Origin of the sequence: Kitasatospora sp. NPDC058115, from assembly GCF_042884635.1 — a bacterium.
In the GTDB taxonomy this organism is placed as follows: Bacteria; Actinomycetota; Actinomycetes; order Streptomycetales; family Streptomycetaceae; genus Kitasatospora.
In genome coordinates this window covers 95,495-118,710 of sequence record NZ_JBHVTL010000005.1, presented here as the reverse complement: position 1 = coordinate 118,710, position 23,216 = coordinate 95,495, and the positions used below count along the sequence as shown (strand labels likewise).

Annotated in this window: 23 protein-coding genes; 14 read left to right on the top strand and 9 right to left on the bottom strand. The window is 74.7% G+C overall.

Features of this window, described 5'->3' with window-relative positions; all coding sequences use genetic code 11:
• Positions 1-65 precede the first annotated feature (65 nt).
• The 6 genes from ACFVVL_RS07015 to ACFVVL_RS06990 all read left to right on the top strand — a co-directional run bounded on the left by ACFVVL_RS07015 (position 66) and on the right by ACFVVL_RS06990 (position 7,576).
• Positions 66-1,283 (top strand): ABC transporter ATP-binding protein, encoded by a 1,218-nt coding sequence (locus ACFVVL_RS07015; protein WP_387671871.1) that lies wholly within the window; start codon positions 66-68, stop codon positions 1,281-1,283.
• Positions 1,273-1,941 (top strand): ABC transporter permease, encoded by a 669-nt coding sequence (locus tag ACFVVL_RS07010; RefSeq protein WP_387671868.1) that lies wholly within the window; start codon positions 1,273-1,275, stop codon positions 1,939-1,941. Before ACFVVL_RS07015 ends, ACFVVL_RS07010 begins: the two co-directional genes overlap by 11 nt.
• The gene (locus tag ACFVVL_RS07005; protein WP_380297960.1) at positions 1,938-2,630 is read left to right on the top strand and encodes an ABC transporter permease; all 693 of its coding nucleotides are present in this window, start codon (positions 1,938-1,940) and stop codon (positions 2,628-2,630) included. Before ACFVVL_RS07010 ends, ACFVVL_RS07005 begins: the two co-directional genes overlap by 4 nt.
• A 105-nt stretch (positions 2,631-2,735) precedes the next feature.
• A complete protein-coding gene (locus tag ACFVVL_RS07000; protein ID WP_387671865.1) occupies positions 2,736-3,710 on the top strand; it encodes an ABC transporter substrate-binding protein in 975 nt (324 codons plus the stop codon).
• 84 nt (positions 3,711-3,794) lie between these two features.
• Positions 3,795-4,496 (top strand): hypothetical protein, encoded by a 702-nt coding sequence (locus ACFVVL_RS06995; RefSeq protein WP_387671862.1) that lies wholly within the window; start codon positions 3,795-3,797, stop codon positions 4,494-4,496.
• A 959-nt stretch (positions 4,497-5,455) separates the two neighbouring features.
• Entirely contained in the window at positions 5,456-7,576 is a 2,121-nt protein-coding gene (locus ACFVVL_RS06990) for a glycosyl hydrolase family 18 protein (protein WP_387671859.1), read from the top strand.
• A 201-nt stretch (positions 7,577-7,777) separates the two neighbouring features.
• Here ACFVVL_RS06990 and ACFVVL_RS06985 read toward each other — a convergent pair whose 3' ends face one another.
• The 5 genes from ACFVVL_RS06985 to ACFVVL_RS06965 form a co-directional block, all read right to left on the bottom strand.
• The gene (locus ACFVVL_RS06985; RefSeq protein ID WP_387671856.1) at positions 7,778-9,157 is read right to left on the bottom strand and encodes a multidrug effflux MFS transporter; all 1,380 of its coding nucleotides are present in this window, start codon (positions 9,155-9,157) and stop codon (positions 7,778-7,780) included.
• Between the two features lie 131 nt (positions 9,158-9,288).
• Complete coding sequence (locus tag ACFVVL_RS06980; protein WP_380296139.1) at positions 9,289-9,768, bottom strand: hypothetical protein; 480 nt, start codon at positions 9,766-9,768, stop codon at positions 9,289-9,291.
• Positions 9,769-10,099: 331 nt separating this feature from the next.
• Positions 10,100-10,975 (bottom strand): alkaline phosphatase family protein, encoded by an 876-nt coding sequence (locus tag ACFVVL_RS06975; RefSeq protein ID WP_387671853.1) that lies wholly within the window; start codon positions 10,973-10,975, stop codon positions 10,100-10,102.
• Between the two features lie 595 nt (positions 10,976-11,570).
• Entirely contained in the window at positions 11,571-11,960 is a 390-nt protein-coding gene (locus ACFVVL_RS06970; RefSeq protein WP_387671850.1) for an ADP-ribosylation/crystallin J1, read from the bottom strand.
• Positions 11,961-12,057: 97 nt separating this feature from the next.
• Positions 12,058-13,248, bottom strand: a complete 1,191-nt coding sequence (locus ACFVVL_RS06965) for an acyl-CoA dehydrogenase family protein (protein WP_387671847.1) — start codon at positions 13,246-13,248, stop codon at positions 12,058-12,060.
• Positions 13,249-13,350: 102 nt separating this feature from the next.
• Here ACFVVL_RS06965 and ACFVVL_RS06960 point away from each other — a divergent pair, with 102 nt between their 5' ends.
• From ACFVVL_RS06960 to ACFVVL_RS06950, 3 genes are read left to right on the top strand one after another with little or no spacing between them, the layout of a single operon-like run.
• The gene (locus tag ACFVVL_RS06960; RefSeq protein WP_387671845.1) at positions 13,351-13,608 is read left to right on the top strand and encodes a hypothetical protein; all 258 of its coding nucleotides are present in this window, start codon (positions 13,351-13,353) and stop codon (positions 13,606-13,608) included.
• Positions 13,605-13,907 (top strand): GNAT family N-acetyltransferase, encoded by a 303-nt coding sequence (locus tag ACFVVL_RS06955; RefSeq protein WP_387671843.1) that lies wholly within the window; start codon positions 13,605-13,607, stop codon positions 13,905-13,907. Before ACFVVL_RS06960 ends, ACFVVL_RS06955 begins: the two co-directional genes overlap by 4 nt.
• Before the next feature lie 49 nt (positions 13,908-13,956).
• Complete coding sequence (locus tag ACFVVL_RS06950; protein WP_387671841.1) at positions 13,957-14,283, top strand: hypothetical protein; 327 nt, start codon at positions 13,957-13,959, stop codon at positions 14,281-14,283.
• A 29-nt stretch (positions 14,284-14,312) separates the two neighbouring features.
• Here the strand turns inward: ACFVVL_RS06950 and ACFVVL_RS06945 are convergent, their stop codons facing one another.
• Together ACFVVL_RS06945 and ACFVVL_RS06940 are read right to left on the bottom strand one after the other, a co-directional pair.
• The gene (locus ACFVVL_RS06945; RefSeq protein ID WP_380296146.1) at positions 14,313-14,621 is read right to left on the bottom strand and encodes an AzlD domain-containing protein; all 309 of its coding nucleotides are present in this window, start codon (positions 14,619-14,621) and stop codon (positions 14,313-14,315) included.
• Positions 14,621-15,421, bottom strand: a complete 801-nt coding sequence (locus ACFVVL_RS06940; RefSeq protein WP_387671839.1) for an AzlC family ABC transporter permease — start codon at positions 15,419-15,421, stop codon at positions 14,621-14,623. Before ACFVVL_RS06940 ends, ACFVVL_RS06945 begins: the two co-directional genes overlap by 1 nt.
• Before the next feature lie 69 nt (positions 15,422-15,490).
• On the opposite strand from ACFVVL_RS06940, the gene ACFVVL_RS06935 reads away from it, so the two are divergent.
• The 3 genes from ACFVVL_RS06935 to ACFVVL_RS06925 all read left to right on the top strand — a co-directional run bounded on the left by ACFVVL_RS06935 (position 15,491) and on the right by ACFVVL_RS06925 (position 18,572).
• Positions 15,491-16,069 carry a helix-turn-helix domain-containing protein gene (locus ACFVVL_RS06935; protein ID WP_387671837.1) on the top strand — a complete coding sequence of 193 codons (579 nt, stop codon included), beginning with the start codon at positions 15,491-15,493 and terminating at the stop codon, positions 16,067-16,069.
• Positions 16,070-16,212: 143 nt separating this feature from the next.
• Complete coding sequence (locus ACFVVL_RS06930; RefSeq protein WP_387671835.1) at positions 16,213-16,941, top strand: carbon-nitrogen hydrolase family protein; 729 nt, start codon at positions 16,213-16,215, stop codon at positions 16,939-16,941.
• Between the two features lie 227 nt (positions 16,942-17,168).
• Entirely contained in the window at positions 17,169-18,572 is a 1,404-nt protein-coding gene (locus tag ACFVVL_RS06925; RefSeq protein WP_387672208.1) for a class II fumarate hydratase, read from the top strand.
• 78 nt (positions 18,573-18,650) lie between these two features.
• Here ACFVVL_RS06925 and ACFVVL_RS06920 read toward each other — a convergent pair whose 3' ends face one another.
• Complete coding sequence (locus ACFVVL_RS06920; RefSeq protein ID WP_380296153.1) at positions 18,651-19,121, bottom strand: SPW repeat protein; 471 nt, start codon at positions 19,119-19,121, stop codon at positions 18,651-18,653.
• Positions 19,122-19,312: 191 nt separating this feature from the next.
• Between ACFVVL_RS06920 and ACFVVL_RS06915 the strand changes: the two genes are divergently transcribed.
• Both ACFVVL_RS06915 and ACFVVL_RS06910 read left to right on the top strand, forming a co-directional pair.
• Positions 19,313-19,927, top strand: a complete 615-nt coding sequence (locus ACFVVL_RS06915; RefSeq protein WP_387671833.1) for a PadR family transcriptional regulator — start codon at positions 19,313-19,315, stop codon at positions 19,925-19,927.
• A gap of 53 nt (positions 19,928-19,980) precedes the next feature.
• On the top strand, positions 19,981-21,681 hold the full coding sequence (locus ACFVVL_RS06910) for an acyl-CoA dehydrogenase family protein (RefSeq protein ID WP_387671831.1): 1,701 nt from the start codon (positions 19,981-19,983) through the stop codon (positions 21,679-21,681).
• Positions 21,682-21,744: 63 nt separating this feature from the next.
• Here the strand turns inward: ACFVVL_RS06910 and ACFVVL_RS06905 are convergent, their stop codons facing one another.
• A complete protein-coding gene (locus ACFVVL_RS06905; protein WP_387671829.1) occupies positions 21,745-23,091 on the bottom strand; it encodes a M28 family metallopeptidase in 1,347 nt (448 codons plus the stop codon).
• Positions 23,092-23,216 lie beyond the last annotated feature (125 nt).

Below are 23,216 nucleotides of genomic sequence, written 5' to 3'. Positions count from 1 at the left end.
CGACAGACCGACAGACGACACCACAGGCGCCGCCGCCGGGGGCCGCCGGGACGAGGAAACACCCCGTGATCAGATTCGACGGCGCGGGCAAGCGCCACCCCGACGGCACGGTCGCCGTCGAGGGCCTCGACCTCGACGTCCCCACCGGCCGGACCACCGTGCTGGTCGGCCCGTCCGGCTGCGGGAAGACCACCCTGCTGCGGATGGTCAACCGCATGGTCGAGCCGACCTCGGGCCGGGTCCTGCTGGACGGCACCGACGTGGCGGCGCTGGATCCGGCCAAGCTGCGACGCGGCATCGGGTACGTGATCCAGCAGGCCGGGCTGTTCCCGCACCGCCGGGTGATCGACAACGTCGCGACCGTCCCCTACCTGCTCGGCTGGGACCGCAGGAAGGCCCGCGCCCGGGCGGCCGAGCTGCTCGACCTGGTGGGGCTCGCCCCCGAGACCGCCAAGCGGTACCCGTTCCAGCTCTCCGGCGGCCAGCAGCAGCGGGTCGGCGTCGCTCGGGCGCTGGCCGCCGATCCGCCGGTCCTGCTGATGGACGAGCCGTTCAGCGCCGTCGACCCGGTGGTGCGGGCCGGGCTCCAGGAGGAGCTGCTGCGCCTGCAGTCCGAGCTGCACAAGACGGTGCTGTTCGTGACGCACGACATCGAGGAGGCCGTCCGGCTCGGCGACCAGGTGGTGGTGCTGCGCGAGCGGGGCCGGATCGCCCAGCTGGCGGACCCGCACACGCTGCTCACGGCGCCCGCCGACGCGGACGTCGCCGCCTTCCTCGGCCGCGACCGGGGCCTGCGCGGGCTCGGGCTGCGGCCGGCCGCGGCGGTCGCGGTGCGGCCGATACCGGCCGGGACCGGCGGAGCGCTCTTCGGCGGTTGGGAACTCGTGCTGGACGACGAGCGCCGCCCGATCGGGTGGATCGACCGGGACGCGGCGGGGGCCGCCCTGCAGCCCGCGCCCGGGTTCCGGCCCGGGACCGACACGCTGCGCGCGGCGCTGGACGCCGCCGTGCTCTCCCCCGCCGGGATCGCCACCGCCCTGGACACCGACGGCCGGGTGACCGGTACGGCCGACCGCGAGGCCGTCCTGGCGGCGCTCGCCGCGCCCCCGGCCCCCTCGCCCGTCGTCGCCCGGGTCCCCCCGGCGGACCGGGCCGGCGCGGACACGGCCGGAACGGGCGGTCCGGACGCCCCCGCCGCAGAAGCATCCGCCGCGGACGCACCCGGCGCGCACGCCCCCGGCGCCGGTGAGCCCGAGAAGGACGGAGCCACCGGTGGACGATGAACCGATCGTCCGCTGGTACTGGATCGGCGACCACCTCGGCTACCTCGGTGACCTGCTCGCCGACCACGCCGCGATCGCGCTGCTCCCGGTCCTGATCGGCCTGCTGCTGGCGGTCCCGCTCGGCCTGGCCTGCACCCGCTACCCGCGCCTCTACCAGCCGCTCGCCGCCGTCTTCAACATCGTCTACGCCCTGCCCTCGCTGGCCGTCTTCGTGGTGCTCATCCCCTACACGGGGCTCGCCACCCAGGCCACCGTGATGATCCCGCTCACCTTCTACGCACTCGCCGTGCTGCTGCCCACCACCGTGGACGGGCTGCGCGCCGTGCCCGACCCGGTGCGCCAGGCCGCGACCGCGATGGGGTACGGACCGTGGCACCGGCTGGCCGCGGTGGAACTGCCCGCCGCCGTCCCCTATCTGGTGGCCGGTCTGCGGGTGGCCGCCGTCTCCAGCATCTCGCTGGCCTCGGTGGGCGCGCTGGTCGGGCGCGGCGGCCTCGGCTACCTGTTCGTCGACGGCTTCCAGCGCACCTTCCCGACCCCGATCGTGGCCGGAATCGTACTGATCGCCGCGCTCGCCCTGGCCGTGGACCTGCTGCTGGTCGGCGCCCGCCGGCTGCTGGCGCCGTGGGCCGTGCGGGAGAGGGGGGCGGGCCGGTGAACTGGCTCACCTGGCTGGGGGACTTCTTCTCCGACCCGGACCGCCGCAGCGGCCCGAACTCGATCGTCAACCGGATCGCCGAGCACCTGCTGTTCTCCGGCGAGGCGCTGCTCTTCGCCGCGCTGCTGGCCGTCCCGCTCGGGCTGCTGATCGGCTACACCGGGCGCGGCGTCACCGCCGTGACCGCGCTGGCCGGCGCCGCCCGCGCGCTGCCGACGCTCGGGCTGGTGACGCTGGCGGTGCTGCTCGCCGGGGTCGGCGACACCGCCGTCCTGGTGCCCCTGGTCGCGCTGGCCGCGCCGCCGCTGCTGGTCGCCGCCGTCGAGGGGGTGCGCGGTACCGACCCGGACGTGCGGGACGCGGCGCGCGGCGTCGGGCTGACGCATCCGCAGGTGCTGCGGCAGGTCTGCGTGCCGTCCGCGCTGCCGACCCTGCTGGCCGGCTTCCGGACGGCGACCGTGCAGGTGATCGCGACGGCGACGGTGGCCGCGTACGTCGGGCTCGGCGGTCTGGGCCGGTACGTCGTCGACGGCCTGGCCACCCGGGACTACGCGATGACGGTCGGCGGCGCGCTGCTGGTCGTGCTGCTCGCCGTCGGGGCCCAGGCGTTCTTCGCCCTGCTCGCCCGCTACGCGCTGCCGCCCGGGCTGCGCGCCCAGCAGCTGGCCGCGGCCCGGCAGCCGACGTGACCGTTCCGGCCCGCTCCCCTCACTCCCGAGCCTCCTTCACCTCCCTCACCTCCTTCACCTCCTTCGACCGACCGTGACGTCCACCTCGAAAGGACACCCATCACCATGTCGACATCCGTATCCACGCCGCTGAGAACGGTGAAGGCCGGCCGCCGGGCCGCCGCGCTGGCCGCCCTCGCGGCGCTCGCCCTGACCGCGACCGCCTGCTCCTCCTCCGGCGGCGACCCGCTCGGCGGCAAGGACTCGGCGGCCCCGGCGCCCGCCGGCAGCGCCACCGCGGGTGCCCCGGCCGGCGGGACGGTCGTGGTCGGCTCGGCCAACTTCCCCGAGAACGTGCTGCTCGGCTCGATCTACTCGCAGGCGCTCAAGGCCAAGGGCGTGAAGGTCGAGGAGAAGTTCAACATCGGCAGCCGCGAGGTGCTCTACGGGCAGCTGCTGAGCGGCAGCCTGTCCGTGCTGCCCGAGTACAACGGCTCGCTGCTCGCCTACCTCGGCGGCAAGTCCGCGGATCCGGGCACGAGCGCCGTCAACGCCGAGCTGGCCAAGGCGCTGCCCGCCTCGCTCGCGGTCCTGGACTCCTCCCCCGCCGAGGACAAGGACACCTTGAGCGTCAGCCAGGAGACCGCCGACAAGTACGGGTTGAAGTCGATCGCCGACCTGGCCGGCAAGGCGGGCGAGTTGACCATCGGCGGCCCGCCGGAGTTCAAGTCGCGCCAGGAACAGCCGCTCAAGGACGTCTACGGCGTGACGTTCAAGGAGTGGAAGTCGACCGGCGAGACCACCGCCAACGCGGTCAAGGACGGCTCGGTGCAGGTCGGCAACGTCTTCTCCACGGACCCCAAGATCACGCAGTTGAAGCTCGTCCCGCTGACCGACCCGAAGAACCTGTTCGCCGCCCAGAACGTCACGCCGCTGGTCAACAAGGCCAAGGTGGACACGACGGCGACCGGCGCGCTCAACGCGGTGTCGGCCAAGCTGGACACGGCGGGGCTGCTGGCGCTGATGAAGAAGGTCGCGGTCGACAAGGAGGACCCGTCGGCGGTGGCCAAGGACTGGCTGAAGAGCAACGGGCTCTCCTGACCACGCCGGATGCCGGGCCCGGGAGCCGATCCCGGGTCCGGCAGCACCTTCCCCAGAACGGCGCGAACATGACAGTGTGACGGCATGCGCACTCGCCTTCTCGCCGCCACCCTCACGGCCCTGGCCGCGGTGAGCCTCGCCGCGTGCTCCGGCTCCGGCTCGGGCTCCGCCACCACCGCGGCCGGCACCACCCCGGCCGGAACCGCCGCGGCCGGCCCCACCGAGGCCGCCGCACCGGGCGCCCCCGCACCATCGGGAACGCCGGCCGCGACGCCGGCCGCGACCGCCTCCGCCCCGGCACCGGGCGCCTCCGACGCGCCCGACGCCCCGGTCGCGTCGGGCGCGGCCCCCTCCCGCCCCGGCAGCCCGGCCGGCGCACCGGCCACCGCCCCCACGGCCGCGACCGTTCCCCCGGCGCCCCCCGCGGCGGGGGCCACCGGCACCCCACCGGCGGCCGGCTCCCCCGCCGATCCCCCGGCGGCGCCGAAGCCGGCACCCCCCGCCGACGCCGGGCTGCCGGCCGCACCCGCCGCGGACGTCACCGCGCGGCTGATCGCCGCACTGGAGGCGATCGACCCGGCGATCGTCGGCGGCAATCCCGAACAGGCCGTCGACCGGGCCCGCAACCAGTGCCAGGCGATGTACCGGTTCCCCAAGGACCGGGCCAAGTTGGCCGAGCTGGCCGACCAGCGCTTTACGGATCCCGCCCATCCCCTGGGTTTCGGACCGGAGAAGGCGGACAAGATCCTGGACGCGCTGCGCACCACCCTCTGCCCGCCGGCCTGAACCGCCGGCACCCCCCGAACGGCCCGGTGTCCTGAGCTCCGGGCCACCGTGGCCGCGCGCGACGACCACCGCGCGGCCACGGCCCACCCCCTGGATCAGACCAGGCTCCAGGCGGTGTCCTTGTCGTCGGACGTGATGAAGTCCACGGGTTCCTCCTTTCCGGGGGTCGACAGGCGCGAGAACGCACAGACACGGAGCGCACCGTCACGCCGCCGCGGCGCCGGCCATGACGGGCGCACGGGCGCGGTGGTGCGCCTTGCGGACGCCCGGTGCACGGGCGCGTGGGAGTGAAGAGCCGTCCACGGCGGCGCACGCCCGGGAGATCGGGCGCACGCAGGCACGGGAGGGCGAAGGATCGGCAGAACGGACGAACGGGAGCGGGCGCGGACGGGGCCGGTCCGGCCGCCGGCCGCCGATGGCGGCGGGCCGGGACCCGGGAGCCGGGGGCTCACCGGTGCGGGCGGCAGCCGCCCTCTCTGTCGGACTTCCAGTCGAGGTCTCGCATGCCCCGATGATGTCGGAGCGGCCGACCGGGCCACAAGCGGATTTGTCGGCGGTTGACCCTCACTCGGCCAACCTCGAACCGGCTGCGGTTCGCTGACGAACTGTAAGGACTCTTGACAGACGAGTGGTCTAGTCCAACCATAGGCATGTCGATCCGACCGGGATGCACTGTGGGGGTGTGACCACCGGCGGCTGAGGCACTGCCCTGCCATGCCCTGCTCTGCTCCGCCCCCAGGCCCCGTCACGGCGTCCGCGCGTCCGCGCACGCCGTCCGTCCGTGCCGCGCGCCTGCGGGTCCCGCACACCCCCGCGCCACCGTCCCGCCGCACGCCCCTCTCCCCTACGAGGGTTCCGCACGCCCCTGCACGCCCCCGCAAGGCCCGCAGCGCAGTTCTGCGGGCGCAGTTCCGCACGCTTCACCAACGCCCTGCCCCACCACGTCTGTTGGAGAACCCATGCGTCTACACAGAACAGTTCAGGCCGCCCTGACGGCCTGCGCCACGCTCGTCGCCTCGGCCGGCCTGGTCGCCGGCGCGGTGTCGGCCGGCGCGGCCCCGGTGAACCAGGTCTCCGTCGAGGCCGCGGCCCCGGTCGCCGCCGCCCCGACCCCGATCCCCAGCCGGGTGTTCGCCCCCTACTTCGAGTCCTGGACCGGCGAGAGCCCCGCCGCGCTGTCCGCCCAGTCCGGGGCCAAGAACCTGACGATGGCGTTCCTGCAGACCGCCACCAAGGGCTCCTGCACGCCGTACTGGAACGGCGACACCTCGCTGCCGATCGCGCAGTCGTCCTTCGGCGCCGACTTCGCCACCATCCGGGCCAACGGCGGCAACGTGATCCCGTCGTTCGGCGGCTACACCGCCGACACCACCGGCACCGAACTGGCCGACAGCTGCACCGACGTCAACCAGATCGCCGCCGCGTACCAGAAGCTGATCACCACCTACGACATCACCCGGATCGACCTCGACATCGAGGCCGACTCGCTGGACAACGCCGCGGGTGTCGACCGCCGCAACAAGGCGATCAAGCTGACCCAGGACTGGGCCGCCGCCAACGGCCGCCAGGTCCAGTTCGCCTACACGCTGCCGACCACGACCAGCGGCCTCGCCTCCAACGGCCTCGCGCTGCTGCGCAACGCCGTCACCAACAACGCGCGGATCGACGTCGTCAGCCTCATGACGTTCGACTACTACGACAACGCCACGCACGACATGGCCGCCGACACCCAGACCGCGGCGACCGGCCTGTACAACCAGCTGGCCAAGCTGTACCCGACCAAGACCCCCACGCAGCTCTGGGGCTCGATCGGCATCATCGAGATGCCCGGCATCGACGACTTCGGCCCGGCCGAGACCTTTACGCTGGCCAACGCGACCACGGTCTACAACTGGGCGCTGTCCAGGGGCATCAGCACCCTGTCGTTCTGGGCGCTGCAGCGCGACACCGGCAAGTGCCCCGGCGTCGGCGGCCGCGACGACTGCTCCGGGATCCAGCAGAACACCTGGGACTTCAGCAAGATCTTCGCGCCCTTCACCAGCAACACCCCGTCCACCAATGACTTCGCGCTCAGCCTGAACCCCGCCACCGGCACCGTGACGGCCGGTTCCTCCACCACCGCCACCGTCCTCACCGCCGAGGTCGCCCCGCCCGGCGGCTCCACCGGCACCGCGCCGAGCATCAACCTGAGCGTCAGCGGCGCGCCGGCCGGCGTCACCGCCACGGTCAACCCCGGTACCGTCCTGGCCGGTACGCCCGCGACGCTGACCGTGACCACCACGGCCTCCGTCGCCCCGGGCAGCTACCCGCTCACCGTCAGCGGCACCTCCACCAGCGGCACCCGCACCGCCACCTACACGCTGAAGGTGACGAGCACCCAGCCCGGCAACGACTTCTCGGTCGCCGTGAGCCCGGCCGCCGGTTCGGTCACGGCCGGCTCCTCCGCCAGCGCCACCGTCAACACCGGTGTCGTCGCCGGCTCCGCGCAGAGCGTCGCCCTGAGCGTCAGCGGCGCCCCGGCCGGCGTCACCGCCACGGTCAACCCCGGCAGCGTCACCGCCGGTTCGCCCGCGACGCTGAACATCGCCACCGCGGCCACCACCACCCCGGGCAGCTACCCGCTCACCATCACCGGCACCGCCGCCTCCGGCAGCCACACCGCCACCTACACCCTGACCGTCACCGGGGTCACCCCGCCCGGCGGTCTGGTCAACGGCGGCCTGGAGACCGGCAGCCTGGGCCCGTGGACCTGCCAGGCCGGCGGCTCCGTGGTGAGCACCCCGGTCCACTCCGGCTCGTACGCGCTCCAGGCGGCGGCGACCGGCTCGCAGACCGGTGAGTGCGCCCAGACCGTGACGCTGGCGCCCAACAAGGCGTACACGCTGACCGGCTGGGTCCAGGGCAGCTACTCCTACATCGGTGTGAGCGGCGGCGCCACCGGCTCCGCGTGGACCAGCGGCTCCGGCTGGACCAAGCTCTCCGTCCCGTTCACCACCGGCGCCTCCGGCACGGTGACGGTGTACCTGCACGGCTGGTACGGCCAGGGCAACGTCTTCGGCGACGACTTCTCGATCGCCTGACGGCCGAAGGCCCCCGTTCCACTCCCCCGCCGGGGTGCCGCGACCCTCGTGTCGTGGCACCCCGGCGGGTCCCGTTCCGGCGGACGGCCGCACCCGTGCCGGGCGCGCCGCCGCCGATGACGCCGGTCGCACCGCGACCGGTCACACCGCGACCGGTCGAACGGCGATCGGTCGAACGGCGGTCGGTCCCACTGCGGTCGGTCACACCGCGGCGGGCTCCGGGGCGGACCGCCCCGGCCGCAGGAGCAGCAGGTAGGACGCCGCCGCGAGCAGCGAGCAGCCGAGCACGACGAGCGCGAGCAGCACCGCCGAGGGGTTCCCGCCCAGGCTGCTGAGCGGGGCGACCACGGCGCCGCAGAGGAAGTTGGCGGTGCCGAGGAGGGCGGAGGCCGAGCCCGCGGTCTGCGGGGCGACCACGCTCAGCGCCCGGGCGGCCGAGTTCGGCAGCACGATGCCGAGGCCCGCCATCATCACGAACAGCGAGGCGCAGACGGCGGCCAGCCCGAGGTCCCAGACGGCGGTGGCCAGGACCAGGAACGTCCCGGCGGTGATCAGGACCGCCAGGCCCGTCCGCATCAGGGTGGCGGCGGCGAAGCGGGGGGCGAGCACCCGCCCGTTGACCTGGGTGGCGGCGACGATGGCCACCGAGTTGAGCCCGAACAGCAGGCTGTAGGTCTGCGGGGACACGTGGTAGACGTGCTGCAGCACCACCGAGGATCCGCTGATGTAGCCGAACAGCGCGCCGAAGGCGAAGGTGCTGGTCAGCAGCAGGCCGAGGAAGGGCACGTCGCGCAGCAGCCCGCCCATCGTGCGCAGGGTGGCGCCCAGGCCGCCGCCGCGCCGGGCGGACGCCGGGAGGGTCTCGCGCAGCGCGCCGAAGGCCACCAGGGTGAGCAGCAGGCCGAGCGCGGCCAGGGCTCCGAAGGTGCCGCGCCAGGAGGTGACGCGCAGCAGTTGCGCGCCGAACAGCGGGGCGAGGATCGGGGCCAGACCGGATATCAGGGTGATCGAGGCGAGGAAGCGGATCATCGCGACGCCCTCGAAGCGGTCGCGGGCGACGGCGCGGCCGATGACCAGGCCGGCGGCGCCGGCGGCGCCCTGGACGAAGCGGGCGGCGATCAGCACGGGCAGGCTGGGGGCGATCACGCAGGCGACGCTGGCGAGGGTGTAGACGACGAGTCCGGCGAGCAGCGGCGGGCGGCGGCCGAAGCGGTCGCTGAGCGGTCCGAAGAGCAGCTGGCCGGCGGCGACGCCGAACATCGAGAAGGTGAGGGTGAGCTGGACGGCGGCCGGTTCGGCGGCGAGGTCGTCGGCGATCGCGGGCAGGCCGGGCAGGTAGAGGTCGGTGGTGAGGGGGCCGAGGGCGACCAGGCCGCCGAGGACGCCGATGGTGGCGCGGCCGCCGGGGCCGCCGCCCGGCCGGGCCTTGGCGGGGCCGGAGGGGCCCGAGGGATCGGCGGGGCCGGAGGGGGCGGCGGCTTCGGCGGGGGTGAGGGAGTCGGTGCCGGTGAGGGAGTCGGCGGGAGTGGCGGAGGCGGCGGTCGACGTGTCACCGGCGGGGCCGGCGGTCGGACCAGGCATGGGGCTCCTCTCGGAACGAGCACGGCGTTCGTGCTCGCTCCGTCCTACCGCAGCCCCCGGGGCCGCCGACAGTCGGGGGTCGGCCGCCCTTCCGCCGCCGGGCGGGGCGGCCGGTCCCCGGTGACGCCGTCTCAGCGCGCGAGCCGCTCGGCCCGCAGGGCGGCCTGGACGGCGGCGCCGTCCTGCCACGCGTAGAGCTGGTTGCCGGTCAGCGTGACGTGGTAGTGCCCGCAGGAGCCGGTGACCTTGTTGGTGACGCCCTCCGGGAACCAGCCCGCCCGCAGCGAGACCGGCGCCGGGTGGTTGCCCTTGCCGGGCTCGCCGACCCGGCAGCCGGCGGGCAGCCGGCCCTCGGGGAGGGTCGCGGTCAGCAGGCGGTCGTCGCCGGTGGTGGACATCAGGTAGCGGACGGAGGAGGCGTTGTCGGGCAGCCAGGCCGGGACGGCGCGCCCGTCGGCCTTGGCCGCGCTGCCGCTGGCGTAGCTGGACTGCTCCTGGTGCCGGCCGTCGTACCACTCGGCGACCCTCGGCCCCGCCACCACGGCGGCGACGGCGACGGCCATGCCGGTGCCCGCGACTCCGAGTGCGATCCTGCCCGCGATGCCGTTCATGCCGACTGTCCTCTCCCGTGTGGTGCTGCGGTGCGTCCGGTGTCCCGGGCCCGCGACTCCGGCCCCGGTCTCCCGGTGTGTCTCCATCCTGACCCGCGCCGGGGTGCCGGATCGTCACCGGCAGGTCGCGACCTTGCGCCGTCCTTGGGGGGTAGGCCCTCCACCTTGAGGCGTACGCGCGCCCGGCCGGTCTCGGGGTTCCCCCTGGTCGAGCCTGGCCCGCCGCGACCGGCGGCGCAGCCCGGCCGCACCCGCCCGGGTGCCGGCGGGTGCGGCGGCCACCCGGTCGCCGGATACTGCCGGGCCCGGCGCCCGGGCCGGCGCGGGGGTGTCAGAGCGCCGCCGGGACGGGGGCGGCGAGCGGGAAGGGCCGGCCGTCCAGGGTCCAGTGCGGGTCGATCGGGCGGCCGAGCGCGGCGTACACCTGGGCGGCGACGTCGGGGTGGCGGATCTCGCCGACGGGCGGGGCGGCGGGGATCCCGGGGCCGGCGCAGGCGACCCAGGCGGTGCGCTCCTCGGGCGTGCGCCCGCCGTGGCCGCCGGTGTCGACGTGGCCGTGGTCGGTGACGACGATGACCGTCCAGTCCTCCCCGGCGTACCCGGGCCGGGCGCGCAGCGCGTCCAGCAGTCGGCCGAGGCGCTCGTCGGCGGCCCGCATCGCGGTGCGGTACTCCTCGCCGCAGCCGAGGAAGTGGGCGGTCTCGTCGACGGCGCCGAGGTAGACGAAGGAGGCCTCGGGGTCGGCGTCGCGCAGCACGTCGACGGCCTCCCGGGTGACCTCCTCGTCGACGGCGTCCCAGGCCTCGGGGGTGTCCTCGGCGGGGGCGACGTAGCAGAGCCGGCCGGGGGCGCGGAACAGCGGTCCGCCGGACTCGCCGATGACCAGCGGGTCCCAGCCGGCGGCGACGAAGGTGCGGCGCCCCTCGCCGCGGGCGAGGCGGGTGGTGAAGTCGGGGAAGACGTCGAGGCGGTTGCCGCCCAGGTGGTTGCCCCACACGCCGTGCTTGGCGGGCTCGACGCCGGTGACGATGGTGGCCCAGCAGGGGCCGGACATGGTGGGCGTGGAGTCCGCGACCGTCACGGGCGCGAGGAACCCGGCCGCGGCGACCTCCGCCAGCCTCGGCATCGGCACCCGCTCCAGCAGGTCGAACCGGACGCCGTCGATCCCGACGACGAGGACGTGGGGGCGCGGCGGCGGTGTGGGCATGAGGGGCGGTTCCTTTCACGGTGCGGGCGTCGGCGGCGCCCGCACCGGGGCGGGCGGCGGCGACCGCGCCATGCTTCACGCCCCGCCGGGCCGCCGGGTGTCCTGGAGGGGACGGCCGGGTGGACGGGCGGCGTCCGGAATCCCCTCCTCCGCCCCGCAGCCCGCGGCGGGGCGTACGAGGCGCCGGTCGGCGGCGCAGCAGTGGGCGGACCACGGCGGGTTCGCCTCGACCACGGCCCGTCGTTCGGCCGGATCGTACGGGTCGAGCAGCGTTCCGGTGTCCGGGGCGACGGCGGCGGGCAGGCGCAGCGCGAGGGCGACGGCGGCGGGCAGGCGCGGCGCGAGGGCGACGGCCGGTCCGGTGAGCGGCCCCGGGCCGAGCCGGCCGAAGCGGGCGCGTCGGGGCCGATCCGCTCGCCGGTGTGCGGCAGGCGGCCGCCGTCGGCATGGACGGCGGGTGGGAGGGACTCGTCGGCGGGCGGTTCGACGAAGGCCGGCCGGCCCGGCGTCCACGCCCTCGGCGAGGGTGGTGAGCCGGTGGTCGGCCCGTTGGGCCCGGGCCGGGGTCAGGAGGACGGGACCGTGGCCGGCGCCGTCACCGCGGCGGCCGGAACGCGTGGACCACCTCGATGCGGCCGACCAGGTGGCGGTTGAACGCGGGCAGGTCCTCGGCGGGGAACCGGAGTTCGAGGATGGTGCGGCCGCCGGCCCGGCGGACGGGATAGCGGGCGAGGAAGGCGGTGTCGACCTCGAAGCGGGTGACGTAGCCGACGCCGGAGGCGGGGACGCTCCGGTCCCGGGCGATGCGGATCGCGTAGTCCTCGTTCAGCACCGGGTAGAAGATCGGCTGGTCGGGCAGGCGCGGCGGCCAGGCGCGCCAGTTCGCCGCCTCGACCAGGGCCGGCTCCTGAGGGCCGGTCGGGCGCCGGAGCGTGGTGGTGGCGGGGGTGGGCGCGGTCGGGTTCGTCGGGCCGTTCATGGGCATGGGCAGGGACGGTGGCCATGAACGGCCCGGCGGCGGTACCGGTTTTCGCGGTGGCGCGGGGTCGGCGGGATCGGCGGGATCGGCGGGATCGCCGGACTCAGCGGTAGGCGGACTCGCCGGTGATGGCCTCGCCGAGGACGAGGGTGTGGATCTCGCTGGTGCCCTCGTAGGTGAGCACCGACTCCAGGTTGTTGGCGTGCCGCAGGACCGGGTAGGCGGTGGTGATGCCGTTGGCGCCGAGCACGGTGCGGGCGCTGCGGGCGATCTCCAGAGCGGCACGCACGTTGTTGAGCTTGCCGAAGCTGATGTGCGCCGGGCGGGCCGCGCCCTCGTCCTTGAGGCGGCCGATCCGCAGCGCGACCAGGTAGGCCTTCTCGACCTCCAGCATCATCTCGACCAGCTTCTGCTGGGTGAGCTGGAAGCCGGCGATCGGGCGCTCGAACTGGACGCGGCTCCCGGCGTAGTCGAGGGCGGCGGTGTAGCAGTCGCGGGCGGCGCCGACGGTGCCCCAGAGGATCCCGTAGCGGGCCTCGTTGAGGGAGGAGAGCGGTCCGCGCAGGCCGCTGACGCCGGGCAGGACGGCGTCGGCGGGCAGGACGACGTCGTCGAAGGCGAGCAAGCTGGTCACCGAGGCGCGCAGGGACAGCTTGCCGGGCACGTCGGTGGTGGTGAAGCCGGGCGTGCCGGGTTCGACCAGGAAGCCGCGCACGCCGTCCTCGGTCTGCGCCCAGACCACCGCGACGTCGCAGATGCCGCCGTTGGTGATCCACGTCTTGGAGCCGGAGAGCACCCAGTCCGCGCCCTCGCCGGAGCCCTTGCGGCGGGCGCGGGTGCGCATGTTGGCGGGGTCGGAGCCGAAGTCCGGTTCGGTCAGGGCGAAGCAGCCGATCAGCTCGCCGGCGGCGAGGCCCGGCAGCCAGCGCTGCTTCTGCTCCTCCGAGCCGAAGGCGTGGATGGAGCGCATGGCGAGTGAGCCCTGGACGGAGACGAAGCTGCGCAGGCCGGAGTCGGCGGCCTCCAGCTCCATGCAGGCGACGCCGTAGGCGACGGCGCCGGAGCCGGCGCAGCCGTAGCCGTCGAGGTGCATGCCGAGCACGCCGAGGGCGCCGAGTTCGGGGGCGAGTTCGCGGGCGGGGAAGACGCCGCGCTCGAACCACTCGGCGATGTACGGGCGGATCCGGTCGTCGGCGAACCTGCGGACGGTGTCGCGGACGAGGCGCTCCTCGTCGGTGAGCAGGTCACCGACGGCGAGCAGGTCGGCGGGGTCGATCCTGGTCGGCTTCGCCATGGAAGCTCCTTGTAGTCTCGGCGGGTGCGAACCGTCGCGGCGTTGAGTACCGGCGAGTATGGCGCACCCGGCCGGCGCCGGACCGCGGACGAAGGGGTGACCATGTACACAGTCCGGCAGCTGACGGCGGAGGACCTGCGCGGTTCGGCGCAGCGGCTGGGCGACCTGCTGGCGGACACCGTCGACGGCGGCGCCTCGGTCGGCTTCCTCGCCCCGCTGGACCGCGTCGCGGCGGCCGACTGGTGGCGGGCGCTGGCCCCGGACGTGGCGGCGGGGCGGCTGCTGGTCTGGGTGGCCGAACCCGGCCCGGCGGGCGGGGAGGGCGGGTCGCCGGGACGGTGCAGCTGCGTCCGGCGGTGACGGCCAACGGCCGGCACCGGGCGGACGTCGCCAAGTTGATGGTGCACCGGGCGGACCGGGGGCGGGGGCTGGCCGGGCGGTTGCTGGCGGCCCTGGAGTCGGCGGCCGCCGCGCGCGGGCTGCGGACGCTGGTGCTGGACACCGAGACGGACAGCCCCGCCGAGCGGATGTACGCGGCGGCGGGCTGGACCAGGGTCGGCACGGTGCCGGACTTCGCGACCGATCCGACGGGGGTCCCGCGCGGGACGACCGTCTTCTACAAGCCGCTGGGCGGCGCGGGGGCCGCGTCGCCGCGCTGACGCTCCCGCGCAGGGCGGGGCGTGGAACGAACCGGAAGGGTGGTGGACCGTGGGCCGGTGGGCCGTGGTCGTGCAGGAGACCGAGGGCATCGGGGAGAACCGGATCTGGGGTCCCAAGGTGCTCGCCGAGGTGGAGGGCGGCCGGGAGGACGCGCTCGCCGAGCTGCGGCGGATCGTGCCCGGGTACACCCCGCAGCACCCGTTCAACGGGCGGCGGCGCCGGCTGCTGCGGGACGGCGACGACTACCTGCTGATCACCGAGGGGAGCATGCGGGACTACCACTGCGTGTTCACGGTGTGGGAGCTGCTGTGGGACAGCGAGCGGCCCGAGGTGCAGCGCGACCGGCTCACGGAGGCCGGGGGCGGGGCCGGCTGAACGGCGGGGCGCGGCCGCCCGGCGGGTGGTCAGGAGACGCCGCAGAGGCGGAGCAGCGCGGTGGTCGCGGCGGCCGCGACGACCACCAGCGGGAACGGCGCGCGGCGCACCGCGAGCAGGCCCGCGACCAGGACGCCGGCCGGCCGGGCCCAGCCGGCGAAGCCGTGGCCCTGGGTGAGCGCGCCGGTGGCCACCAGGGCGACCAGCAGCACGGCGGCGGAGACGGTGAGCAGGTGGCGCAGGCGGTCGGAGACGGTGAGGCGGTCGCCGAGCAGCGGTCCGGCGACCCGGAAGGCGTAGGTGCCGGCGGCGAGCAGCAGGATGGCGGTCAGGGGCATCAGCGGACCTCCTCGGCGAGGCGCACGGCACGGCCGGGGGCGGCCCCGGCTTCCTCGTGGCCGGCTCCGGGCGCCCCGGCCGTCGGTGCGTCAGGAGCGTCAGGTGTGTCAGGAGCGGCCGGGGTGGCCGGGGTGGCCGGGCGGGCGGCGAACAGCAGGCCGGCGAGCGCGAGCAGCACCGGCAGGCCCGCCGGGACGTACGGGGTGGCGGCCACCGCGGCGGCGGCGCCGGCCAGGGCGGCGGTGCGGGTGCGGCGCTCGCCGAGCGCGGGCAGGACGAGGGCGAGCAGCACGGCGGGGAACGCGGCGTCCAGGCCGAGGGCGTCGGTGTCGCCGATCAGCCCGCCGGCGGCCGCGCCGACCACGACGGAGACGTTCCAGATCACGAACAGGGCCAGGCCGCTGATCCAGTACGCGGCCCGGCGCCGCCGGGGCTCGGACTGCATCAGGGTGAACGCGGCGGACTCGTCGGTCAGCAGCTGGGCGCCGAGCAGCCGGCGCCACCGGGGGCCGTCCAGGACGTCGGTGACGGTGAAGCCGAAGGGCAGCAGGCGGGCGTTGAGGACGACACCGGTGACGACGGCGGCGAGCGGGCCGCCGCCGGAGAGCACGATGCCGACCGCGGCGAACTGCGAGCCTCCGGCGAAGACCAGCACGGACATGGCGACGGGCACCCAGAGCGGGAGGCCGCCGGAGACGGAGATCGCCCCGAACGAGGCGCCGACCAGGGCGTCCGCGAGGCAGACCAGGGCGATGTCGCGCAGGGTGGCGCGTTCGAGGGTTCGGAGGAGCGAACGCATGTCCAGTAGAGTGAACGCAACAGGGGTCGTTCGTCAAGGCGAACGCCTGGCAGGGTGGAGCGAACGCGGATGAGTGGCAACAACGGCGCGGGCCCCTCGGGGGGCGAACTGATCGAGCTGATCGCGGCCTCGATCCGGCGCGAGCGCGAGCGCGCCGGGCTGTCGATGGCCGAGCTGGCCCGGCGGGCGGGGATCGCCAAATCGACGCTCTCGCAGCTGGAGTCGGGCGCCGGCAATCCGAGCGTCGAGACGCTCTGGGCGCTCGGCGTGGCCCTGGACGTGCCGTTCAGCCGGCTGGTCGACCCGCCCCGCCCGGTGGTCCGGGTGGTGCGGGCCGGCGAGGGTCCGGTCACCCACTCGGAGCGGGCCGACTACGCCGCGACCCTGCTCGCCTCCTGCCCGCCGAACGCCCGGCGCGACATCTACCGGATCGACGCCGAGCCGGGCGAGACCCGGGCCTCCGACCCGCACATGCCGGGCACCGTCGAGCACGTGCTGCTGGGCGCCGGCCGGGCGCTGGCCGGTCCGACGCAGGCGCCCGTCGAACTGGGCCCGGGCGACTACGTCAGCTACCCCGGCGACGTGCCGCACGTGTTCCGGGCCCTGGCGCCCGGCACCCTCGCGGTGATCGTGATGGAGCACGTCTGACGGGCCGCCGGGCGGCGGCGCCCCTCACCTGCACCCGAACGGGTGAACCTTGCCGGGTCGCCGGTGGGCTCATAGGTTGATCGTGATCGCCACCGCCGGTCACCCCCGCGCACCCGCGCCCGCTCACCCCCGGAGGCCCCGCCGTGCCCGCGCCCGCTCCCCTGGCCGTCGCCGTCGCCCAGCCCGCCTGCCACCCCTCGGGGCGGCCCGAGACCGTCGCGGTCAACGTCGAGCGGCACGCCGCCGCGGTCCGCGCGGCCGGGGCGGTGCGCCTGGTGGTGTTCCCGGAGTTCTCGCTGACCGGCTACGACCTGGCCGCGCCCGCCGTCGACCCGTCCGACGAACGGCTCGCGCCCCTGGTCGCCACCTGCGCCGGGACCGGCGCCACCGCCCTCGTCGGCGCACCGGTGGCCGCGGCCGACGGCCGCGCGTACATCGCCACGCTCGCCGTCACCGGCGCGGGCGCCACGGTGGTCTGCCGCAAGACCAACCTCTACGGGCGCGAGTCCGACCGCTTCACCGCCGCCGACCGGCCGTCCGTCCTGGAGCTGGACGGCCGGCGGCTGGGCCTGGCGATCTGCGCGGACGCCGCCGACCCCGGGCACGCCCGGCGGCTGGCCGCGCTCGGCGCCGACGCCTACGTCGCCTCCACGCTGTACGGGGCGGGCGCCGAGGCCCTGGCCACCAAGGAGGCCCGGTACCCCGCGCGCGCGGCGGACAACGGCCTCTGGGTGGTGCTGGCCACCGCCGCCGGGCCGAGCGGCGAGTTCGCCGCGACCTCCGGCGGCTCGGGCGTCTGGGCGCCGGACGGCACCGAGGTCGCCAGGGCGGGCACGGCACCGGACGAGGTCGTGACCGCCGTCCTGGGCTAGGGGGTCGTCTTCAAACCCCCGCCTGCCGGGCGACGCCTGGCACGCACCTCGGACGCCCGCCACTTCTCCGGACGCGGGTGGCGGGCACCGGCACCGGTACCGGCCCGGAAATACCCGGGGCCCGCGCGCGGCTGTGGTGTGCGGAAGCCGTACCCGGCCGGGAGCGGGGACCCCGGGCCCGAAGGGGCCCCGCACCGGCCGGGACCGTTCAGGAGGTGCAGCGCACGATGGGTGACGAGCAGATGACCGGCGACTACCGGATCGAGCACGACTCGATGGGCGAGGTCCGGGTGCCGGCCGGGGCGAAGTGGCAGGCGCAGACGCAGCGGGCGGTGGAGAACTTCCCGGTGTCCGGCCAGCGCCTGGAGCGGGCGCACATCGCCGCGCTGGCCCGGATCAAGGCCGCCGCCGCGCGGGTCAACGCCCGGCTCGGCGTGCTGGACGAGGAGACCGCCGCCGCGATCGCCTCCGCCGCCGAGGAGGTGGCGGCCGGGCGCTGGGACGCCGAGTTCCCGGTGGACGTCTTCCAGACCGGTTCGGGCACCTCGTCCAACATGAACACCAACGAGGTGATCGCCACCCTGGCCGGCGAGCGCCTCGGCCGCCCGGTCCACCCCAACGACCACGTCAACGCCAGCCAGTCGTCCAACGACGTCTTCCCGTCCTCGATCCACATCGCCGCCACCGCCGCCGTCAGCCAGGAGCTGATCCCGGCGCTGGAGCACCTGGCGGAGGCGCTGGAACGCAAGGCGGCGGAGTTCGCGGACGTCGTCAAGGCGGGGCGCACCCATCTGATGGACGCCACGCCCGTCACCCTCGGCCAGGAGTTCGGCGGCTACGCGGCGCAGGTGCGGCACGGGCGGGAGCGGCTGCTCGCCACCCTCCCCCGGGTCGCCGAACTGCCGCTGGGCGGTACCGCGGTGGGCACCGGCATCAACACCCCGCCCGGGTTCGCGGCGGCGGTGATCGAGGAGGTCGCCCGCACCACCGGGCTGCCGCTGACCGAGGCCCGCGACCACTTCGAGGCACAGGGCGCGCGGGACGGCCTGGTCGAGCTGAGCGGCCAGCTGCGCACCGTCGCCGTCGGCTTCACCAAGATCGCGAACGACCTGCGGTGGATGGGCTCGGGGCCGCGCACCGGTCTCGGCGAGCTGAACCTGCCGGACCTCCAGCCCGGCTCCTCGATCATGCCGGGCAAGGTGAACCCCGTAATGCCCGAGGTGGTGCTGATGGTCGCGGCCCAGGTGATCGGCAACGACGCCACCGTCACGGTGGCCGGGGCGAGCGGCAACTTCGAGCTCAACGTGATGCTGCCGGTGATCGCCCGCAACGTCCTGGAGTCGGTCCGGCTGCTCGCCGCCGGCGCCCGGCTGCTGGCCGACCGCGCGGTGGACGGGATCACGGCCAACGCCGAGCGGGCCCGGGAGTACGCGGAGTCCTCGCCGTCGGTGGTGACGCCGCTGAACCGGTACATCGGCTACGAGGAGGCCGCCAAGGTCGCCAAGCAGGCGCTCGCCGAGCGCAAGACCATCCGTCAGGTGGTGCTGGAGCGCGGCTACGTCGAGCAGGGGCGGCTCACGGTGGAGCAGCTGGACGAGGCGCTGGACGTGCTGCGGATGACCCGGCCGTAGCCGCCGGACGGGGTCGCGCCCGGGGCGCGGACGGCGGCGCCGCCGTCCGCGCCCCGGGTGTCGGGCTCGCGGTGACCGTCAGCCCCTGGCCCGGCCGGCCCGGCCGCGCCGCATCGCTGCTCCGTTCGACGTCATCGTCGCCATCGAGATGGCGGCGAGCCCCAGCAGGAACATCACGGCGCCCGCGATCAGGCAGGTGATGATGTTCCGGCCCCGGTCCGCCTCGCCGGAGACGGCCCACGGGGAGATGATCGTCCACGCGCCGAGCAGGGTCGCCGCCCAGGCCCGTGCGTGGGTGCGCTCGTACGCCGAGCCGTAGCCGGCCATCAGCACGCAGTAGGCGATGCCGACGATCAGGCAGGTGACGGTGAGCGTGTTGAACGCGGTGAAGCCGACGATCCACGGCGAAGCCGCCAGGAACAGACCGGCCAGAACGGCCAGGGCCTCGACGGCCTGGGCCCGCGGGGTCAGGGTGACCCGCTCGTAGTGCTCCCGGAGTTCGACGATGTCCGGATGGTGCTCCATGCCCATCGGCGCTTGGGTCGACACCGATACCACCTCCTAGGTTGCGAACATGGAGGGCTCTAGCCCAGTACCATTCTGGCGCCGTTCGACCGTTTTGCACCTTTTGACCTGGGCGGTTACCCTTCCGCGCCCACGCCGCTGCGGCGGGTGAGCTCCGTCTCACCGCCACCCGCCGCCCTTGCCTATGCAATTCGTTGCATAGCAGGATGCCGCCCATGGCACTGGAGCACGCGATCCTCGTCTCGCTGCTGGAACGGCCCGGCTCCGGCTACGAGCTGGCCCGGCGCTTCGACCGGTCCATCGGCCGCTTCTGGACCGCCACCCACCAGCAGATCTACCGGGTGCTGCGGCGGATGGAGGCGGACGGCTGGGTCCGCGCCGAGGAGGTCGCCCAGGACGGCCGGCCGGACAAGAAGGTGTACTCGGCGGCCCCGCCCGGCCGTGCGGCCCTCGCCGCCTGGCTGCGTGAGCCCGTCGAGCCGGAGACCGTCCGGCACGAGCTGGCCGTCCGGATCCGGGCGGCGGCCTTCGACGACCCGGCCGCGCTGATCCCCGAGGTCGAGCGCCACCGGGAGGGCCACGCCGCCCTGCTCGCCCGCTACCTGCACGGCGAGCGGCGCGACTTCCCGGGCGCCGGCGAACCGGACACCACCGGCCCCGGGGCCGCCGGCCCGGACCCGGCCCCGGCCGCGCTCGACGCCCAGCAGCGGCTCCAGCACGTGGTGCTGCGCGGCGGCATCGAGTACGAGCGGATGACGATCGCCTGGCTCGACGACGTGCTCGCCACCCTGCGCGAGCTGGCCGGCGGCCCGGACGCCCCGGGCCGCTGACCCCCTCTCCCCCCCCACCCCTCACCCTCACCCTCGACCCCCGGGAGCCCGCGATGCTCTTCAACCCGCGCACCTACGACCCCGCGCAGTTCGACGAGCCGACCCGCCGGCTGCTGCGCGCGACCGTCGACTGGTTCGAATCGCGTGGAAAGAAGGCGCTGATCGACACCTACGTCGACCGCGCCTGGTACGGCGACTTCCTCGACTTCGCCGCGAAGGAAGGCCTGTTCGCCGAGTTCCTGACGCCCTCCGCCGCCGATCCGGCCAAGCGCTGGGACACCGCCCGGATCGCCGAGCTGAACGAGATCCTCGGCTTCTACGGCCTCGGCTACTGGTACACCTGGCAGGTCACCATCCTGGGCCTGGGCCCGGTGTGGCAGAGCGAGAACGAGGCCGTCCGGGCGCGCGCCGCCCGACTCCTGACGGAGGGCCACGTCATGGCGTTCGGCCTCTCCGAGCGCGGCCACGGCGCCGACATCTACTCGACCGACATGATCCTCACCCCGGACGGCGAGGGCGGCTTCACCGCCACCGGGTCCAAGTACTACATCGGCAACGGCAACGTCGCCGGGCTGGTCTCGGTCTTCGGCCGCCGCTCGGACGTCGAGGGGCCGGAGGGCTACGTCTTCTTCGCCGCCGACAGCCGCCACGAGGCGTACCACCTGGTGAAGAACGTGGTCAACGCCCAGATGTACGTCAGCGAGTTCCGGCTGGAGGAGTACCCGGTCCGCGCCGAGGACGTGCTGCACACCGGCAAGGCGGCCTTCGACGCCGCGCTGAACACCGTGAACGTCGGCAAGTTCAACCTGTGCACCGCCTCGGTCGGCATCTGCGAGCACGCCATGTACGAGGCCGTGACGCACGCCCGCAACCGGGTGCTGTACGGCAAGCCGGTCACCGACTTCCCGCACGTGCGCCGCGAGTTGACCGACGCCTACGCGCGGCTGGTGGCGATGAAGCTGTTCTCCGCGCGGGCGGTGGACTACTTCCGCACCGCCTCCCCCGAGGACCGCCGCTACCTGCTCTTCAACCCGATGACCAAGATGAAGGTCACCACCGAGGGCGAGAAGGTCATCGACCTCATGTGGGACGTCATCGCGGCCAAGGGCTTCGAGGCGGACACCTACTTCGACAAGGCCGCCAAGGACATCCGCGGCCTGCCGAAGCTGGAGGGCACCGTCCACGTCAACCTGGCGCTGATCCTCAAGTTCATGGCGAACTACCTGTTCGACCCGGCCGAGTACGCCCCGGTGCCGACCCGGCAGGACGCCGCCGACGACGCCTTCCTGTTCCGGCAGGGCCCGGCCCGCGGCCTGGGCGCGATCCGCTTCCACGACTGGCGGGCCGCCTACGACGCCCACGGCCACCTGCCGAACGTCGCCCGGTTCCGCGAACAGGCCGACGGCTTCTGCGAGTTGCTGCTGAACCACGCACCGGGCACGGAGCAGCAGGCGGACCTCGACTTCCTGCTGGAGATCGGCCAGCTGTTCGCGCTGATCGTCTACGGGCAGCTGGTGCTGGAGCAGGCCGCGCTCACCGGGCTGGACGCGGACCTGCTGGACCAGGTCTTCGACGCGCTGGTGCGGGACTTCTCCGCGCACGCCACCGAGCTGCACGGCAAGGCGTCCACCAGTGAGGCCCAGGCGGCGTGGGCCCTGGCGCACGTGCGCCGCCCGGTCGCGGACGGCGCACGGGCGGCGAAGGTGTGGGGCATGGTCGAGGCGCTCTCCGGCGCGTACGAGATGGCCCCGTAGGCGGACCTCCGGGGGCGTCGGCCGCACGGCGGACCGGCGCCCCCGGAGCGTTCCGGCGCGTCGTCAGAAGGTGAGCTTCCAGCTGTCGATGTAGCCGGTGTCCTGCGGGCCGGCGTCCTGCACCTTGAGCTTCCAGGTGCCGTTGGCCGGCACGGCGGAGGCGTTCACGGTGTACGTGGTCTGCACATTCGCCGCGGAGTCGCTGCTGGAGGACTTGAGGCGGAAGGCGGTGCCGTTCGGCGCGACCAGGTCGATGACGAGGTCGCCGCGGAAGGTGTGCTTGATGTCCACGCCGACCTGGAGCGCGGCCGGGGCGTTGCCGGTGCGGCCGGTGACGGTGATCTCGGAGGTCACGGCCGAGCCGTAGTCGGGGATCTGGACGTCGGCGGTGTTCTCGAAGACGGTGCCGGTGGGCGGGGTGGTGCTGCCGGCCGCGAGGGTCCAGATCGCGTGCGCGATGGCGTCGCTCATCCGGTCCAGCGCGGTGTCGTTGATGTTGGCGCTGGTGTCGCAGGAGGAGTGGTAGCAGCGGTCGAAGGGCTGGCCCGCCGTCCCGCCCCACTTGGCGGCCTGGGCGCTGGTCTTGGTGTAGTCGGCGCCGCTGAACAGGCCGCCGACGCGGATGCCGGCGTTCTGGAACGGGGCGTGGTCGGAGCGGCCGTCGCCCTCGAAGTCCTGCTCGGTGCTGATGCCCAGGCCGGCGAAGTAGTCGCGGAACAGGGCGTCGAGCGCGCTGTCGTAGCGGTAGGTGAAGTAGCCGGGGTTGGGCGAGCCGATCATGTCGAAGTTGAGGTAGGTCTCGATCTTCGAACGCTCGGTGGCACCGAGGCCGTTGACGTAGTTCTTGGAGCCGACCATGCCGTACTCCTCGGCGCCCCACCAGCCGAACCGCAGGTGCTTGGTGGGCTTGAGGCCGGCCCGCGAGACGGCGAGCGCGGTCTCCAGGACGCCGGCCGAGCCGGAGCCGTTGTCGTTGATGCCCGGGCCGCCGCTGACGGAGTCGAGGTGGGCGCCGGCCATCACCACGTGCGAGGTGTCGCCGCCCGGCCAGTCGGCGATCAGGTTGTAGCCGGTCGATCCGTTGTAGCTGAAGGTCAGCAGGGTGGTGGTGTAGCCGGCCGCGTCCAGCTTGCCCTTCACGTAGTCGATCGAGGCCTTGTAGCCGGTGCGGCCGTGGGCGCGGTTGCCGCCGTTGGCGGTGGCTATCGACTGGAGCTGGGCCAGGTGCGCCTTGACGTTGGCGACCGGGATGTCGGGGGCGGCGGCCACCGTCGGCGCGGCGGGGGCGCCGGCCGGGGCGGGGGCCGCCGAGGCGGCGGGGACGAGGAAGGCGGCCGCGAGGGTGACGGCGGCAGCGGCGGACAGGGCGGTTCGGCGCAGGCGGGATCGCCGCGGGGCGCGCTCGGTCAATGGGGGCTCCGGTATCCGGTGGGGCAGAACGGAAGCGCGCCACTTCGCGGGCGGCAGGGGGGTACTGAGGGGGCGTGGGGCCACCGGCCGCGCGGAAAAGTTGACGCGACCATGATGATTGGGCG